We start from the raw sequence: 16,473 nt of genomic DNA, 5'->3' as shown, positions 1-16,473 counted from the left end.
TCCTGAGTGGACGGTCACCCGAACACGCGGCGCTGGATCTCCCGCCGGTAGTCCTCGAGGGTCCTGTCCACGTGCACGGCGGCGGCCGCGGCAGCGGCGTCCTCGTCCCCGTCGCGGATGGCCCGGTAGATCGCGGCGTGCTCCTGGACCGCCTCCGCGGTGTGACTGCCGACCGCGCCGTTCAGCCCGATGACGTTGGACTGCCGCTGCAACCGGCGGGCCTCGCGCACCGCAGCGACGAGGAACTGGTTGTGCGAGGCGGCCGCGACGGCCAGGTGGAAGTCGTCGTCGCCGCGGTCGAACAACGCCGCCTGCCCGCTGACGTGCCCTTCCCGGCACAGCTCGGCGGCGACCTCGATGGCGCGCAGCTCGGCGGGCGTCGCGCGGGTGGCCGCGATCCTGGCGGCCGCGGTCTCCTGCACCCGGCGGAACTCGAAGAGCATGTAGACGTGGTCGAGGTCGGTGGGCATGAAGGAGCCACCCCACCGGGACGAACCCAGCATGCCGTCGTCGTCGGCGACGTAGAGCCCGCGCCCCTTGTGCGCACGCACTCTGCCGAGCGCCGAAAGGATCTTCACCGCCTCCCGCACCACGGTCCGGCTGGTCCCCATCCGCCCGGCGAGCTCGTTCTCGGTCGGCATGCGATCGCCGGGACGCAGCTCCAGCTCCGCGATCAGCTGCAGGATCCGCTCCGCCACCAGCTCGTACCCCGGCCGGTAGGAGGCTGGCGGTGCGTAAGCGGCATCAGCGTCCACCGGGGGACTCCTCGTCATGAGTACGACTTTGCTTCTGTCAAGGAGGGTACAGACGCCTCGGACGAGCAGGGCGATCCATCGAACGAGGAACCAAAGGCCGTTTCAGCTCTGCCGCGCACCGGTTTCCGTTGCGCGCGCCGTGTCGGAACAGGTGCTGGTGGCCGGTAACGCAGCGGCGAAGCCGGCCGGGGCCGCGGCGCCGGAAAGATAGCGCTCGAGCATCTCGCGTCGCTCGGCGAGCTGCCGCTCCTGGTGGGCCAGCTGGTCGCGAACCTGCCGGACGCGATCGACGAGCGCGGCGCACTCACCCTCGTCCTGGGGCGGCTTCTGCCCGGTGCACGGAATGATGTCGCGGATGACCTCGGAGGGAAGCCCGGCCTGGTAGAGGTCCTGGATGAACGCGACCTGGCGCACCGCCCGCTCGTCGTATTGGCGGTAGCCGTTGGCGAGCCGTTCAGCCCGCAACAGGCCCTGCTCCTCGTAGTACCGCAGCGAACGCGTGCTGACCCCGGTGGCCTTGGCGAGCTCTCCGATGCGCATGCCGCTGCCTCTTCTCCCTGCCGCGACGGACTTGACATTGACGTCAATGTGAAAGTTTAGCGTGGCGGTCATGACGGCGAACAAAGCAAGACCGCGTGGGCAGCGCACTCTCGGCCAGGGCACCGCGCTGGTCACCGGGGCCGGCACGGGCATCGGGGCCGCGATCGCGCAACGGCTGGCCGCACAGGGGACGCACCTGGTCCTGGTGGCGCGGGACGCGGAACGCCTGGAGGTCGCGGCGCAACGGCTGCGGGCCGAACACGGCATCGACGTACTCGTCGTGCGCCTGGACCTGTCGCTGCCCGACGCATCGGCCCGGCTGGCCGAGCTCGTGAGGGACGCGGGTGTCGAGGTCGAGATCCTGGTCAACAACGCCGCCGTGGCCGCTGTCGGGCCGGTGGCCGAAGCCGACCCGGAGACGATGCGAGCGCTGATCGATCTGAACGCCGCGTCGGTGGCACAGGTGAGCGCGTACTTCCTGCCCGGCATGGTGGCCCGCGGCCGAGGCGCGATCGTGAACATCGCCAGCACCGCCGCGTACGCACCGGCGCCCTACAACGCCGCGTACGCGGCATCGAAGGCGTTCGTGCTCTCCTTCACCCGCGCTCTCTGGTTTGAGACCTGGGGCACCGGGGTCCGCGTGGTGGCGGTGAGCCCCGGCGCCGTCGAGACACCGATGAATCCTGGTCGCGGTGTCGGCAAGCGCAGACCTGAGCAGGTCGCGGACACCGTCATGAGGGCACTGCGAGGCCGTGCCCCCGCAGTCGTCGACGGCCGGGTCAACGCCGTCCAGGCGTTCCTGTTCGACCGCGTGCTGCCGACCCGGACGGTCACCCGGCTGGCCGGGAAGTACTTCCGCGCGGCGGCGACCCGCAAGAGCCGTCAGCACTCCGCACTCGCCCGCTGAGGGCTAGGTGATCACCACTTCACCGCAGCATCGAGCGGTCGGTCGGCGACAGCCGCAGCCGTTCAACGGTGCCGGGCAGCACGTCCTGGGTCAGCTCCACGTGCCGGGAGAGTTCCTGCTCGCCGGGGAAGGAAGCGAGGTAGAGCACGACGTGCTCGCCCGTGCGCACCGGCAGCTGGGGGAAGTTGTTCTCGGCGTACTCCGTCTGCAGCAGCGCGAGGGGCGTGCCACCGGCCTTCTCCACCAGCGGCAGCACCGTGCTGTCGAAGAACCTCAGCCGGTCTTCGTCCGGGGGCTCGGGCAGGTGGCTGATCGTGGCCACTACCAACGAGCCGGCGGGCGTGTCCCGCACGGCCTCGTCGAGGTGGAACGCGGCACCGGGCCCGGTCGGGCGCAGCAGCAACACGTTGTCCACGGCGATCATGGTGGCGTTGGCGGCGGCGCTGTTCGCCTTCCACGCGGGCCCGGTGTAGAAGGCGGTGAGCGCCTCGGCCCGCGTCGGCATGTCGCGAAAACTGCGCATCCACACGAAGTGGTCCGGCTCGTCGAGGTCGCGGAACTGTCCGAGGATCCGCATGCCCTCGGCCTCCTGGCTCTCCACGAACTCGCGGTCGAAGAGTTCGATGAGCACGTCCCGCTGGCCGGGGTGCAGCGTGTACTGCCGAAGTTCGACAACTTCCGTCATTTTCCGAGCTTATGGCAGCGGTGGTGATCGGCACTGGACGTTCGAGTGGATTCCCTGCACCAACACCGGCCGGTCAGCGGTTCGCTGCGGCGTGGAGCAGGGACTCGGCGACCGTGGTTCTGGCGTAGAGCACGAAGCGGCCGGTTCGGTGGGCGTCCACGAGGCCGGCCGCGCGCATCGCGGTCAGGTGCTGGGAGACGGCTCCCGGCGTGAGGCCGGTGCGGTGGGCGAGGTCGGTGGTCGTGGCGGGAGAGGCCAGTTCGGCCAGGAGGAGGGCCCGGGACCGTCCCATCACGGCGCCGAGTGCTGAGGGCACGCTGGTCTTGCGCTGCTCCCACAGGGTGGCGATGCCGCGTGGTGGGTAGCGCAGGGTGGGCTGCTGGTGCGGCGTTGTCACCGAGAAGATCCGTGGCCAGACGAACACCGACGGCACCAGCAGAAGGCCACGCCCGCCGAGTGATCGACGGCCGGAGACGCTGCGATGCGCGAGTCGCAGTGCCGGGGCGTCCCAGCTCACATTGGGGTCCAGGTCGGCGAAGAGCCGGTTCGTGCCGCCCTCGGTCAGACGTCGCGCGCGGTAGAGGACGTCACCTTCGAGCAGACGCAGGACACGTGGCCAGTACGGCGCGAGCGCCAGGTCCCAGTACGCCTCGATGATCTCGGCGAGCCGGTCGAGACCGGCTCGTGGGTCGCGGTGCAGTTCGGTCACGCGGCCGGTGGCCGGCCGGGGCATGGCGTCGAGGTCGGCGCGCACCCGTTCGGGCGGGGTGGCGCGCACGGCCGCGAGTTCCACGCTCAGGTCGGGCACGGGGGTGGTCGGTGGCGGGCAGACGAAGCCCGGGATCACCGTGGTCGGCACCGGCACCAGGTCCGAGAGCAGCCGCCAGTCGAGCCGTGCCGAGTCCAGTGCGGCCAGGGCGCCGGCCCGCCACGGCCGGTGCAGGTCTTGTGCTCCGCCACCGTTGAGCACCCAGACGCTCGCCACGACCTCCCACAACGGTGAGAACGCGAACCTGGTGTGTGCCAGGTCCTTGGCGGTGAGCTCCAGCTCGATCATGCGCAAGCCCCCGGACTCGATTTAGCTGTCGCTAAATTACTCGAAGTCCGCGGTGCCGGGTCGGCATGGTCTGCGGCATGACGATCCAGCGCCTCACCAGGCCGTCCCCGGGCGGGTTGCGCGGCAACCGCGCCTTCCTGCTGCTCTTCGGTGCCGCCGCGGTCAGCAGGTTCGGCACCTCGGTCGGTCAGCTCGCCGTGCCGCTCACCGCCGTCGCCGTGCTCGGGGCCTCGCCCGGCGAGGTGGGTCTGCTCGGTGTGCTGAGCACCGTGTCCTTCCTGCTCGTCGGGCTGCCGGCGGGTGCGTGGGTCGACCGGCTGCCCCACCGCGGGTTGATGATCAGCGCCGATCTCGTTCGCGCCGTCCTGCTGCTGTCCCTGCCGATCAGCTGGTGGCTGGGCGTGCTGACACTCCCGCAGCTGTACGTGGTCACGGTCGCGTCGGGTATGGCCACCGTGTTCTTCGACGTCGCGACGATGAGCTTCCTGCCGCACGTGGTCGGCCGACCGGCCCTGATGAGCGCGAATTCCAGCCTGGCCGGCATGGCGGCGGTCAACGACATCGGCGGCAGGAGCATCGGCGGCTACGCCGTCGGGCTGTTCGGCGGACCGCTGGCCGTCCTGGTGGACGCGGTGAGCTACCTCGGGTCCGCCGCCTGCCTCGCCTTCGTCCGGGTCGCCGGACCGCCGGCACGACGCGACGGCGAAGCCGGGATCCGGCGCGAGATCGCGGACGGGATCCGGTTCGTGTTCGGCAACCCGGTGCTGCGCGCCTTTCTCGTGGCCGGGGCGTGCACCAACATCTCGATCGTCATGATCACCACGATGCTCCCGGTGGTGTTCGTGGGCGAACTCGGGCTGTCCGCCACGGCACTCGGGCTCTTCCTCGCGGTCGGCGGTGCCGGTGCACTGGTCGGGTCGCTGTCCGCTCAGCGCACAGCCGCCCGGCTCGGCCACGGCGCCACGCTGTGGCTGGCCGGTCTCTGCGTAGCGCCCGTCGGCTTCCTCCTGCCGTTCGTCGGCCACGGCGCACTTCTGTGGCTCGCCGCGATGTCGTGGTTCATCACCACGGTCAAGGTGGGCATCGACAACGTCATCAAGGTCAGCTTCCGGCAGGCGGCAACCCCGCCACACCTCCTCGGCCGGATGAACGCCACGTTCCGGTTCCTGCTCACCGGCGCGCTGTCGGTCGGCGCCGCGTTGGCCGGGCTGCTCGGCGAACTGGCGAGTCCTCGGGCAGCACTCTGGGCCGGCGCCGTCGGCCTGGCCCTGGTGTGGTTGCCGATCTACTTCTCACCGATGCGGACCATGCGTCACCCGATCGACGCCCCTCAGGCCGAAGGCGAACTCGCGAAGGTCTCCTCGACCCAGTCGGCGACGAAGTCCCGGACGTGAGGCAGGTGGTCCAGTCCGATGTGCTCCGCGCCGCCCTCGGCGGCGGTGAAGATCCGCAGCTCGCGCTTGGGGCTGTTGACCGCCTGGTCGTAGGAGCGGTGCGCGTAGGCGAGAGGGATCTGCCGGTCGTTCTCGCCGTGGCAGATCAGGAACGGCACGGTGATCTTCTCCACGACTCCGTCGAGGCGCACGTCGTCGGCGTAGGTGAGGAAGGAGTCGAGGTCGTCGAAACCCCACACCCACAGGACGTGCTCCCAGTAGTGGGGGACCGGGCGCTCGCCCTCGCGTTCGACGCGGCGGCGCTGCACCGCGCCCCAGTCGTGGTTGGCGCCCCAGGCCACGACGAGCGCCAGGCGCTTCTCGAACGCGGCCGCTCGTGGGGCGTAGTACCCGCCGAGCGACCACCCGGCTAGGCCGATGCGCCGCGGGTCGACGTCGTCGCGGGTCTCCAGGTGGTCGACGCACGCGGCGGCCCACTTCTCCGTCTCGATCCGTGACGTCAGGCCGCCCAGGCGCAGCGCTTCGCCGGAGCCGGGGGTGTCGACCATGAGCGTCGAGATGCCGCGCGCGGCGAACTCGTCGGAGATCCCGGACAGGTAGATGTGCTCCTTCGTGCTGTCCAGGCCGTTCCACATGATCATCACCGGCGCCGGGGCGTGGTCGGCCGCGGGTGCTTTGGTGAAGTACGCGGGCAATGTCGTGTCCCCGTAGGGAACGGAGACCCGGCTGGTGCGGGGATCCGCCAGGGCGAAGGACTTCTGCATGAGGTCGAGGCATCGCTCGTAGGTGGCGATGCGGTCGGGGGAGGAGGCGCTCTGCATGCGTTCGGCCTGCACCAGGTAGTTCGTCGCCCGTGCGTAGAGGCGGCCGGCGTTGCGGGTCCGGCCTGCTTTCTCGGCTGCCTCCGCCTGGCCGACGAGGGTGTCGGCGAGCTGGGTCCACGCCTGGAGGAACTCGGCGGTGCCCGCGTCCTCACCGCGCCCGGCGGCCTCGCGAATCGGCCGGCAGGCGCGATCCACCTCGTCGATCAGGCCGCCGCTGTTGAGCGTGGCCACGACGCTCAGGTTCCACACGTAGTTGCCGGGGAAGTACTCGAACACGGTCGATCCTTTCGTGCGGGTTCAGGGGCGGAGGGCGTCACTGATCGACTTCACACCGCCGTGGGCGGTCAGACCGCCGTCGACGGGGATCTCCGCGCCGGTGATGAAGGAGGCGTCGTCGCTGATCAGGAACACCACCAGCGGCGCGACCTCGTCGGCGGATCCGGTGCGGCCGAGCGGTGTTTCGGCGATGTTCGCGTCGCGGAACGCCGGGGACGCCGACGCGGTCATGGGTGTCTCGATGTAGCCGGGATGCACGGCGTTCACGCGGATACCGCGAGCACCGAGCTCCAGGCAGGCGCTCTTCGTCAGTCCTCGCACGGCCCACTTGCTGGTGGTGTAGGCGAGCGGGTAGTGCCCGGTCAGCGCCGCCGCCGAGCCGAGGGTGACGATCGAGCCGCCGGCGCTCATCAACGGCAGCACGGACTGGACGGCCAGCAGCACGCCGCCGACGTTGATCGCGTGGACGCGGGCGAGGTCCGCCGGGTCGAGGTCGCCCAGCCGCGGCCGCAGGGTGATGCCCGCACTGGTGACCAGGCCATCGATCCGCCCGTACCGCCGGGCGACGTGGGCGGCCAAGCCGGACCAGCCGTCCTGCTCGGTGACGTCGAGCCGGTGAAAGTCCACATCGGACTCTTCGTCGGAGGTGCCGAGGTCGACGCCGATCACCTCGGCGCCCTCCTCGACGAGCAGACGTGCCACCGCCGCACCGATTCCACGACCTGCCCCGGTGACGAGCACGACCTTCCCGGCCACCCGGCCCGTCACCGGGCACGCGTCCGGGAACGGGCGGCGCGGACCGGCGGCAGGTCGATCCCCGCGACGACCCGGTTGCGGATGGTCCCGATGCCCTCGACGGTCATCTCGACGACGTCACCCGGCCGCAGCGCCGGCGGGTCCTGCTCACCGCGCCTGCCCCACAGTTCGGCGAGACAGCCGCCGTTGCCGCAGGTACCGGACCCGAGCACGTCGCCGGCGCGGACCCACGTGCCGCGGGAGGCGTAGGAGACCAGGTCCGCGAAGGGCCATCCCATGTTCGACAGCAGGTCGTGACCGATCTCGGCGCCGTTGACCGAGACCCGCATGTCCAGCGCGAGAAACCCGTCCTCGTCGTGGAACGGCGCGAGTTCGTCGGCCGTCACGAGCCACGGTCCGAGCGTGGTGGCGGAGTCCTTGCCCTTGGCCGGGCCGAGGCCGACCTTCATCTCGCGGCGTTGCAGGTCCCTGGCCGACCAGTCGTTGAACACGGTGTAGCCGAAGATCGCGTCACGGGCCTGTGCGGGTGTCAGCGAGGATCCGTCGCGGCCGACGACCGCCGCCACCTCGAGCTCGAAGTCGAGCAGTCGCGAGCCCGGAGGCATCGGAACGTCGTCGTGGGCGCCGATCAGTGCGTAGGGGTTGGTGAAGTAGAACGTCGGCGCCTCGTACCACTCCGCAGGTACTCCGGAACCGCCGGACACGCTGGCGACGACGCCTTCCACGTGCTCCTCGAACGCCACGAAGTCCCGGACGGTCGGCGGTGCCAGCGGTGGCAGGAGCCGGACCCGGTCCAGCGGTGCGGACGGACCGGTGAGCGCGGCGGCACCGGCGGCCAGTGCCGCCGGAAGTCCGGCGCGGACGAGGTCGAGGACGGTGGTGCCGGAGGGCAGGGCGTGCACGGCGTTGTCCGCGACCACGCCCGCGTGCACCGAGCCGTCCAGCTCATAGGTGGCGAAACGCATCGGGATTCCTCACACGGGCGGGGCGACGAACAGGCCCTTGTCGGGGTCGTTGAACGACTTCTGCGCGACGAACTCGTTCATCGCGTTGGCCGTGCCCCACTGGTCGGAGACCTCGGGCTGGCTGAAGTCGTAGAGGTGCGGGTGCCAGGTGTCCTCGTCGACCTCTTCGAGCTCGGTCGTGTACTCGACGGTGTTGCCGTGCGGGTCGAGGAAGTAGCTGAAGGTGTTGTTGCCGGCCAGGTGCCGTCCGGGACCCCAGATCTTCTCCACCCCTGCCCGCAGCAGCCGTCCGGTGCCGCGCATGTACTCGTCGAGGCCGCGCAGCTCGAAGGACGCGTGGTGCAGCGACGGGTGCGGGCCGCGGGCGATGGCCATGCTGTGGTGCCACGAGTTCACCCGCAGGAACCACATCATCTCGCCCATGCGCGGATGCATCAGCGTGTCGGACAGGCGGAAGCCCAGGTGGCGCTCGTAGAACGCGACGGTGCCCTCGGGATCCGCGGAGTTGACGACCACATGCGACAGTCGCACCGGGATGGACTCGCCCTCCTCGACCTTGCGGTGCTTGCGGATCGCGACGTCGGCGCTGACCTCGATGGTGCGGCCCTCGTTGTCGAAGAACCGGAATCCGTAGCCGCCGCCGGGTGTTTGCAGCACTCCAGGTTCGCTGACGAGCGTGACGCCCGAGACGGCGAGTCGGGCGGCGAGGGTGTCGACGTCGGCGGGGCTCGCGGCACCGAAGGCGATCAGGTCGATGCGCTTGTCGGCGGCCTGGCGCAGGCGGACCACGTACTGCTCCGGTGAGCCTTCCGCGGCCAGGAACGAGATGCCGGTGTCGCCGTGCTCGGCGGTGAGCCCCCAGGCACCGGTGAAGAAGTCCTGCTGGCGGGCGAGGTCGGGCACGGCGAGATCGACGTGCCTCAGGTGGGTGATCAGGCGGTCGGTCACGGTGATTTCTCCAGGGTGATCATGCGGGGTGGGACACGAGCTCGGTGATGCGGCGGATGAGACCCGGCGCGTCCCCCTGCTCGCGGTCGAAGAGCCACTGGGCGAGCTGGTTCGACGCCGCCACGACCTGTGCGGCGCGGTCGTGGCGCCGTGCGGTGAACGCGTCCCACAGGCCGTCGTCCAGTGCGTCACCGTCGACCAGCAGTTCGGCCAGCACCCCGGCGTCCTCCAGTGCCTGAGCGCCGCCCTGCGCGAGGGTGGGCGGGCACGAGTGGGCGGCGTCGCCGATGAGCACGACCCGGCCGCGGTGCCACGGCGCCGGCAGCAGGTGGGTCTCGAAGTGGGTGTAGTTCACCCGGCTCGGATCGGTGAGCGTGGACCGGATCTCGTCCCACGGTCCGTGATAGGCAGAGGCGAGCTCGCACACCCGCGCCAGCCGTTGCTCCTGCGACAGTCCACTGTGGTCAGCCGCGTTCTCGACGACGTAGGCGTAGAGCGAGTCCTCGCCAGTCGGGGTGTACCCGGCGAGGTAGCACGGACCGCCGTAGTACAGATCGGAGCGGGTCACGCTCGCCGGGCGCGGGCCGAACACGCGCCAGATCCCCATGCCGGTGGGTCTCGGCTCCACGGCGATGCCGAGCATCCGGCGGGTCGCCGAACGGACGCCGTCCGCGCCGACCACGAGGTCGTAGCGGGTCGTCGCACCGTCGGTGAAGGTGACGTCGACCCCGGTGCCGTCCTGCTCCAGCCTGGTCGCGGTGAGCCCGAAACGCGTCTTCACGCCGGTCGCGGCTGCCTGGTCCAGCAGAATCCGCGCCAGCAGCGGGCGGGGCATGCCCATCGTCGCCGGCAGGTCGGGGCCACCGCTGCGCACGTCCGGCAACTCCACGAGCAGAGTGCCGTCCGGGGCGCGCAGACCGAGGCTGTCGTACGCGTACCCCGCCCGGCGGGCCCGGTCCCAGATCCCGAGCCGGCGCAGCTCGCGCAAGGCGTTGCCCTGCAAGGTGATCCCGGAACCGATGGCCGCGACGTCGGGCTTGGCCTCGATGAGATCGACGGCCACGCCGTGGCGCGCGAGCTGGATCGCCGTGGCCGTTCCGGCGAGACCACCGCCGATCACGAGCACGTTGTTCACCGCGGGCATGAGGACTCCTTTGTCCGTGCGGTCTACTTGACTGCGATGGGGGCGACCGGGGCACCGACCGCGCCGGTCACCGGCAGCGGGGCGGCGGTCAGCCAGAACTCGTGGACGCCGTCCGCCGCGCAGTCCGCGGCGAGCGCGTCGAGGTCCCACATCTCGCCCAGGAACAGGCCGATGTGCGGGATCGCCACCTGGTGCAGCGGCTGGAAGGCGCCGTCGAACTCGTTCGGCCTCACCTCGAGGCCCCACGTGTCGGTCGCGATCCCGGCGATCTCGGTGCCGTGCAACCAGTCCAGCGTGGTGAACGACAGTCCGGGGGAGTCGCCGCCCGCGTAGTCGCCCCAGCCCTCCCGCTTGGCCCTGGTCAGCCGTCCGGTCCGGACCAGCACGAGGTCACCCCGGCCGACCCGTGCGCTGGGCCCGTGCGCGGCGATCGCGGCTTCCAGGTGCTCGGCGGTGATGGCGAAGCCGTCGGGCAGCTCACCGTCCACACCGGACACACGTCCGACGTCGAGCAGCACGCCGCGGCCCGCGATCAGCCCGGCCGTGGTTTCGATCCCGGTGACCTGATCGCCCTCGCTGGTCACGACGTCACCGGCGCGGCGGCCGTTGTAGGCGAGGCCGTGGTCGAAGATGTGGCCGAGGCCGTCCCACTGCGTCGACGCCTGCAACGGCATGAAGATCACGTCGTCGGCGCCGCCGATGCCGTGCGGGAAGCCCTGCGTGCCGCGCTCGGCGTCCACACCGGTGTCGAGCATGGTGTGCACCGGGTTGGTGCGCCGCCGCCAGCCCCGCTGCGGGCCGTTCGCGTCGAATCGTTGGGCCAGCGAGAAACTCGCGCCCCTGCGGACGAGCGCCGCGCCTTCCCTGCGCTTGGCGTCGGTGAGGAAGTTCAGGGTGCCCAGGACGTCGTCGGCGCCCCAGCGGCCCCAGTTGGAACACCGCTTCGCCGCCGCCGCGATCGCGCCCTCGGGATCGTTCCGGTCCATGACCAGACGATCGCGGTCGGCGTGCACATCAGGGAAGCCGAATTCGCTGATGTCGGCTATCACTGCCGTTGATACCGTTGTGGGCGTGAACCTCGCGCGCCTGGACCTGAACCTGCTGGTGGCGCTGGACGCGCTGCTGCAGCAGCGCAGCGTCACCCGTGCCGCCGAGCAGATGGGCCTCAGCCAGCCGGCGGTGTCGGCCCAGCTCGCCCGGCTGCGCCGGCACTTCCACGACGACCTGCTGACGCGGGCGGGCAACCAGTACCGGCTCACCCCGCTCGCGATCCAGCTCAAGGAACGTGTGCGGGTGGTGCTCTCCGGTGCGGAGCGGGTCTTCGCCGCCGAGCCGGACTTCGACCGCGCGTCGTCGACCCGTGAGTTCTCCGTGCTGATCAGCGACTACGCCGTCGCGATCCTCGGTACGGCGGTGGCGAGGCTGCTGGCGGACGAGGCACCGGGCGCCCGGCTGCGGATGATCTCCAACACGACCAGCCTGGTCGACGACGCCGCGAGGACCCTGGTCAACTCCGATCTCATGATCATCCCGCACGGGTTCGTCGAAGACCTTCCCCACCACGACCTCTACCGCGACGAGTGGGCGTGCGTCGTCGCAGCCGGCAACGACGAGGTGGGTGACGTGCTCACCGTCGAGCAGCTGGCGACCATGCCGTGGGTGGTCACCTACCACGGGCCCACCGCGTACACGCCGGCCGTGCGGCAGATGCGGATGTACGGGATCGAGCCGCGCATTCAGGTGGTCACCGAGACGTTCCTGACCGTGCCGGGCCTGGTCCGCGACACCGGCCGGGTCGCGTTGCTCCAGCGGCGCCTGGCGGACCGCGTCCCCGCCGAGCTCGGCGTGCGGGTGCTGCCGTGCCCGGTCGAGATCAGCCCGCTGGTGGAGGCCATGTGGTGGCACCCGATGCACGACGACGACCCCGAACATCGTTACCTGCGCGACCTTTTCGTGCGCGCGGCCGCGCTGATGACCGGCGACGAGATCCACATCGACGGCACTGATAGTCCACTTAGGCAGAAGTGATTTCCCTGGCCGTTCCCGGCTGCTGACACTTCGGCGTGACGCAGGTCATCGAGGACCGGCGCCTACCCCCCGGAGATGCCCGTGTCGGACCACACGCTTTCCGCGCACCCCGTCGCCGCGTCTGCCCAGAACCCGGCCACCGGCAGGCCCGCCGGTACCGCCCAAGCCGTGGTGCTCCTGCTGTCCAGCTGCCTGTCGGTGCTCGGCGCGGTGCTGCTCGCACCTGTTCTCCCCGCCATCCAGAACGCTTTCGCCGACACGCCCGGCGTCGCCACCCTCACGCCGATCGTGCTGACCGTGCCCGCCCTGGTCATCGGCCTCACCGCGCCCCTGGCCGGCCGCATCATCGACCGCCTCGGACGGAAGCGGCTGCTCGTCGGCGCCCTGGTCGTCTACGCCGTCGTCGGCACCGCACCGCTGTGGCTCGACTCCCTGCAGCTCATCGTCGCCAGCCGCGTGCTGGTCGGCGTCACCGAAGCCGCGATCATGACCTGCTGCACGACCCTGCTCGCCGACTACTTCCACGGCCCCCGGCGACAGCGCTACTTCGGGCTCCAGGTCGTGTACACCACCGTCGCGGCGACCGTGTTCTTCGCCGTGGGAGGACTGCTCGGCGCGAACGGGTGGCGCACTCCGTTCTGGCTCTACGCCGTCAGCCTGCCGCTCGCGTTCCTGGCCGCCCGCCACCTCTGGCAGCCGCCTGCCGCGCCGCGGGCGAAGCTGCCCGCGCTGCCGTGGCGGACGCTGCTGGTCCCGGTCGGCGTCAGCCTCGTCGGCGGGCTCGTGTTCTACGTCCTGATCGTCGAACTGTCCTATGTGCTCGATCGCATCGGCGTCACGTCCACGGCCACCATCGGCGCGGTGAGCGCCATCGGTTCGGCCGCCACCGCGATCGCCGCCGCCGTGTATGCCCGCGTCGCCCGCTTCGGTCCGACGATCACCGTCCCGGTCGCTTTCGTCCTTTGTGGGCTCGGAATTCTCGGCCTCGCACTCGCCGGCACCGTGCCGGTCGCCGCCGTCAGCGCCGTGATCGCCGGACTGGGCAACGGCCTGATGCTCCCCGCGCTGCTCACCTGGGCGCTGGGATCCCTGACCTTCGAACAACGTGGCAGGGCAACGGGAATCTGGACCTCGGCCGTGTTCATCGGCCAGTTCGCCTGCCCGCTCGCCGTGCTGGCTCTCGCCGGCGCCCTCGGTGGCCTGTCCGCAGCCCTGCTCGCGGTGGGGGTCGTCGCCGTGCTCGTGGCCCTCGGCGTCCGGTTCCTCCGCATCGCCTGATGCCTGGCCCGTCTACTGGTCCCCGCGCAGGTAACGGGTCACCATGGCGACCAGCTCGTTCTCGAACGTCTCGACGGGCGTCGTGCGCGGTGCGGCCATGAACTTGTGCGTGTTGATCTCCACGGTGAGCAGGACGAGCTCCGCGGCGACGGCGGGGTCGCCCACGTGGACGTCGGGATGCCGGACGATGACGTCCCGCACCTGGGCCGTGCGCAGTTTTCCGTGCCGCTCCACGGTGTCGCGCAGCTCCCGGGAGACCGGAGCCTCCTCGATCATCACCCGCAGCAGCCGGGGATCGTCGCGGTGGTTGTCGATCGCGTCGCGCACGAGCGCCCGGACCGTCGCCTCCAGCGTCCCGGGGGAGAGGTCGAGATCGGCGGCCCCGGTCCAGGCGCCTCGGTCGATGTGCTGAACCAGCAGCTCGGCGAGGATCGCGTCCTTGTTCGGGAAGTACTGGTACAGCGAGCCGATGGAGATGCGGGCGCGCTCGGCGATGCGATTGGTGGTGCCGGCGGCGTAGCCGTGCTCGGCGAAAACGTGAGCAGCCGCGGTGAGGATGCGCTCGCGCGTGAGCTCGGCGCGCACCTGACGGGGCTTGCGACGTGGCTCCAAGCGTCGATCCGACGACGGCATCCACACCCTCCTCGATGGCGGCAAAAGCGAGTAGTCAATACCTGAGCTATTGCTCAGAATAGTACTCCTAGCCGCGCAAACAGAGGAGGAGTCGCGAATGCCTCATCGCGTGACGACGGTGGACGAGATCGAGGCGATCCTGGGGCGGCCCCCGTCGATGATCATGCTGAAGCAGGTCGGCGCTCTCGACGAGGGCTGCCGGACCGTGCTGGCGCACTCCCCGCTCGCTGGCTTCGGCCACCGTGATGCCGAGGGCGTGAGCCGCACGACGTTCATCGGCGGCACACCGGGTTTCGTGCGCGTGCACACTCCCACGCGGATCTCGTTCACGCTCCCCGACGGCGAGGCGCACGGCCCGGTGTCGTTCGTCTTCCTCCTGCCGGGCGTCGGTGAGACGTTGCGCGTCAACGGTTCCGTCGCCAAGAGGAAAGGCGCCGAGACGTTCGTCGACGTCGACGAGGCGTACGTGCACTGCGCACAGGCGGTCATCCGCTCGCGCCTGTGGCAGCCACCCGCACCCGCCGGGCCGGTGCCGGAGATCCGGGGCGAAGGGCCGCTGTGCGCTCCCGGCGTCGCCGAGTTCCTGGCCGCCGCTCCGTTCCTCGCTCTGTCCACTTGGGACAACGCGGGTGGCAGCGACACCAGCCCACGCGGGGACCGGCCCGTGGCGAGGATTCTGGACGGCCGGACGCTCGTCATCGCGGACCGCAAGGGCAACAAGCGCGCCGACAGCCTCCGCAACGTCGTGCAGGACGACCGGCTGTCGTTCGCCGCACTCGTTCCCGGCCGGACCGGCGTGCTGCACGTCAGCGGCCGTGGCTCGATCACCGACGATCCCGGATTGCTGGAGACGATGGCGTTGCGTGGCACGTCCCCGCACGCGGCCCTGCTCATCGAGGTCGACCACGCGGAGCTGACCGCCTGCGACGCCGTGACGCGGTCGCGGCTGTGGACCGCGCCTCCCGGCCCCGTGCCGGATCTGCTCGCACTGGCCGGGAACCACCTCGCCGCGAACCTGGCCGAGAAGGGCCTGTTCGCCCGCGTTCTCAAGCTCGTGGCCGGCATCCCGGGGATCGGCCGGGTGCTGCGAGCGGCGATGAACCTCGCCTACCGGTCCGGACTGCGCAACGAGGGCTACGAGGACGTCGAGATCAACGCACGGCTGCGGCGGTCCACAACCGAGCCCTGGCGCGAGGTGCGGATCGCCGAGGTGCGCCGGGAGACACCCAGCGCGGTCACGCTCGTGCTGGAGGACACCGGCCGCCCAGGTGCCTTCGACTTCCGGCCCGGCCAGTTCTTCACCCTGCTCGCGGACATCGACGGCCGGCCGGTGCGGCGCGCCTACTCCGCGTCGTCCGCGCCGGGGCTGCCGCGGCTGGAGGTCACGATCAAACAGGTCGACGGAGGCCGGTTCTCGACTCACGTCCACCGGAACCTCCGCGCGGGAGACCGGTTGTCCGTACGCGGCCCGTCCGGCGCGTTCCACGCCGACCCAGGGGCTGCCCACGAGATCGTCCTCATCGCCGCGGGCAGCGGAGTCACCCCGATGATGAGCATCATCCGGACACTGCCGAAGAGCAGCCGGATCTCGTTGCTCTACAGCAACCACAGCGAGGAGGACGTCATCTTCGGCGACGAACTCCGCCGTTTGCAGCAGGAGAACCCGGAGCGGCTGACCATCACGCACGTCCTGACACGGCAACGCGGACGGCTCGATGCCGCGGGTGTGCACAGCTGGCTCACCGAACTCAATCCGTCCGAAGACACCCACTACTACCTGTGTGGCCCACAAGGACTGATGGACACCGCCCACGGTGTCCTGACCGAGCTCGGTGTGCCGGACGACCGCGTGCACGTGGAGCGGTACACCAGCGGAGCGGACACGACCGGCACGACCACCGCGCCGCAGCGAATGATCGTCGAGGACGGCGCGCACGCGGTCGGCTCCACGGTGGTGGAGCCCGGCCAGACGCTGCTCGACGCCGGGCTCGCGGCGGGACTGCCGATGCCGTACTCGTGCACGGTCGGCAACTGCGGGGACTGCCGGGTGCGGCTCCGCGGCGGGGAGGTCGCGATGAACGGGCCGAACTGCCTGACACCGCAGGAGAAGGCCGACGGCTACGTGCTCACGTGCGTGGGCTGCCCGCTGTCCGAGGTCACGGTGGACATCGCCGGCTGAGTGGTTTACGGGGAATTTACGAGGCGTCACCGGTCCGCGCAATGCCGGAGCCAGACAGTCATACCTGTCGCTCGACAGATATTCCGTCCGGCTCCGGGAGGACC

General features: G+C 70.6%; 16 protein-coding genes. 5 read left to right on the top strand and 11 right to left on the bottom strand.

Annotation, left to right across the window (positions count from 1 at the left end):
• Positions 1-14: 14 nt before the first annotated feature.
• Positions 15-773, bottom strand: a complete 759-nt coding sequence (locus IEZ09_RS01835; protein ID WP_189251726.1) for a FadR/GntR family transcriptional regulator — start codon at positions 771-773, stop codon at positions 15-17.
• A gap of 84 nt (positions 774-857) precedes the next feature.
• Complete coding sequence (locus IEZ09_RS01830; protein WP_229812167.1) at positions 858-1,295, bottom strand: MerR family transcriptional regulator; 438 nt, start codon at positions 1,293-1,295, stop codon at positions 858-860.
• A 70-nt stretch (positions 1,296-1,365) separates the two neighbouring features.
• On the opposite strand from IEZ09_RS01830, the gene IEZ09_RS01825 reads away from it, so the two are divergent.
• Entirely contained in the window at positions 1,366-2,202 is an 837-nt protein-coding gene (locus IEZ09_RS01825) for an SDR family NAD(P)-dependent oxidoreductase (protein ID WP_189251725.1), read from the top strand.
• 19 nt (positions 2,203-2,221) lie between these two features.
• Here IEZ09_RS01825 and IEZ09_RS01820 read toward each other — a convergent pair whose 3' ends face one another.
• The gene (locus IEZ09_RS01820; protein WP_189251724.1) at positions 2,222-2,887 is read right to left on the bottom strand and encodes an NIPSNAP family protein; all 666 of its coding nucleotides are present in this window, start codon (positions 2,885-2,887) and stop codon (positions 2,222-2,224) included.
• Between the two features lie 73 nt (positions 2,888-2,960).
• Positions 2,961-3,944, bottom strand: coding sequence for an ArsR/SmtB family transcription factor (locus IEZ09_RS01815; protein ID WP_189251723.1), 984 nt, complete (start codon positions 3,942-3,944; stop codon positions 2,961-2,963).
• Positions 3,945-4,021: 77 nt separating this feature from the next.
• On the opposite strand from IEZ09_RS01815, the gene IEZ09_RS01810 reads away from it, so the two are divergent.
• A complete protein-coding gene (locus IEZ09_RS01810; RefSeq protein WP_189251722.1) occupies positions 4,022-5,338 on the top strand; it encodes an MFS transporter in 1,317 nt (438 codons plus the stop codon).
• Here IEZ09_RS01810 and IEZ09_RS01805 read toward each other — a convergent pair.
• From IEZ09_RS01805 to IEZ09_RS01780, 6 genes are read right to left on the bottom strand one after another with little or no spacing between them, the layout of a single operon-like run.
• Positions 5,275-6,438, bottom strand: coding sequence for an alpha/beta hydrolase family protein (locus tag IEZ09_RS01805; RefSeq protein ID WP_189251721.1), 1,164 nt, complete (start codon positions 6,436-6,438; stop codon positions 5,275-5,277). The two genes, IEZ09_RS01810 and IEZ09_RS01805, sit on opposite strands and share 64 nt — an antisense overlap.
• A gap of 21 nt (positions 6,439-6,459) precedes the next feature.
• Positions 6,460-7,206 carry an SDR family NAD(P)-dependent oxidoreductase gene (locus tag IEZ09_RS01800; protein WP_229812166.1) on the bottom strand — a complete coding sequence of 249 codons (747 nt, stop codon included), beginning with the start codon at positions 7,204-7,206 and terminating at the stop codon, positions 6,460-6,462.
• Positions 7,203-8,159, bottom strand: coding sequence for a fumarylacetoacetate hydrolase family protein (locus tag IEZ09_RS01795; protein WP_189251720.1), 957 nt, complete (start codon positions 8,157-8,159; stop codon positions 7,203-7,205). The genes IEZ09_RS01800 and IEZ09_RS01795 overlap by 4 nt, the downstream gene beginning before the upstream one ends.
• Before the next feature lie 9 nt (positions 8,160-8,168).
• Positions 8,169-9,107 carry a VOC family protein gene (locus tag IEZ09_RS01790; RefSeq protein ID WP_189251719.1) on the bottom strand — a complete coding sequence of 313 codons (939 nt, stop codon included), beginning with the start codon at positions 9,105-9,107 and terminating at the stop codon, positions 8,169-8,171.
• 19 nt (positions 9,108-9,126) lie between these two features.
• Positions 9,127-10,251, bottom strand: a complete 1,125-nt coding sequence (locus tag IEZ09_RS01785) for an FAD-dependent oxidoreductase (RefSeq protein WP_189251718.1) — start codon at positions 10,249-10,251, stop codon at positions 9,127-9,129.
• 23 nt (positions 10,252-10,274) lie between these two features.
• Positions 10,275-11,237, bottom strand: coding sequence for a cyclase family protein (locus IEZ09_RS01780; protein WP_189251717.1), 963 nt, complete (start codon positions 11,235-11,237; stop codon positions 10,275-10,277).
• Between the two features lie 85 nt (positions 11,238-11,322).
• Here IEZ09_RS01780 and IEZ09_RS01775 point away from each other — a divergent pair, with 85 nt between their 5' ends.
• Together IEZ09_RS01775 and IEZ09_RS01770 are read left to right on the top strand one after the other, a co-directional pair.
• Positions 11,323-12,279, top strand: a complete 957-nt coding sequence (locus IEZ09_RS01775) for a LysR family transcriptional regulator (RefSeq protein WP_189251716.1) — start codon at positions 11,323-11,325, stop codon at positions 12,277-12,279.
• Positions 12,280-12,360: 81 nt separating this feature from the next.
• On the top strand, positions 12,361-13,557 hold the full coding sequence (locus IEZ09_RS01770; protein ID WP_189251715.1) for an MFS transporter: 1,197 nt from the start codon (positions 12,361-12,363) through the stop codon (positions 13,555-13,557).
• A 12-nt stretch (positions 13,558-13,569) separates the two neighbouring features.
• On the opposite strand, the gene IEZ09_RS01765 is transcribed toward IEZ09_RS01770, so the two are convergent.
• Entirely contained in the window at positions 13,570-14,190 is a 621-nt protein-coding gene (locus tag IEZ09_RS01765) for a TetR/AcrR family transcriptional regulator (protein ID WP_189251714.1), read from the bottom strand.
• 97 nt (positions 14,191-14,287) lie between these two features.
• Here IEZ09_RS01765 and IEZ09_RS01760 point away from each other — a divergent pair, with 97 nt between their 5' ends.
• A complete protein-coding gene (locus IEZ09_RS01760) occupies positions 14,288-16,369 on the top strand; it encodes a 2Fe-2S iron-sulfur cluster-binding protein (RefSeq protein ID WP_189251713.1) in 2,082 nt (693 codons plus the stop codon).
• Positions 16,370-16,473: the final 104 nt, after the last annotated feature.

The organism is Lentzea flava, from assembly GCF_014648475.1.
In the GTDB taxonomy this organism is placed as follows: Bacteria; Actinomycetota; Actinomycetes; order Mycobacteriales; family Pseudonocardiaceae; genus Lentzea; species Lentzea flava.
Note: the sequence above shows the minus strand (reverse complement) of the source record. Positions and strands in the feature narration are given on the sequence as shown.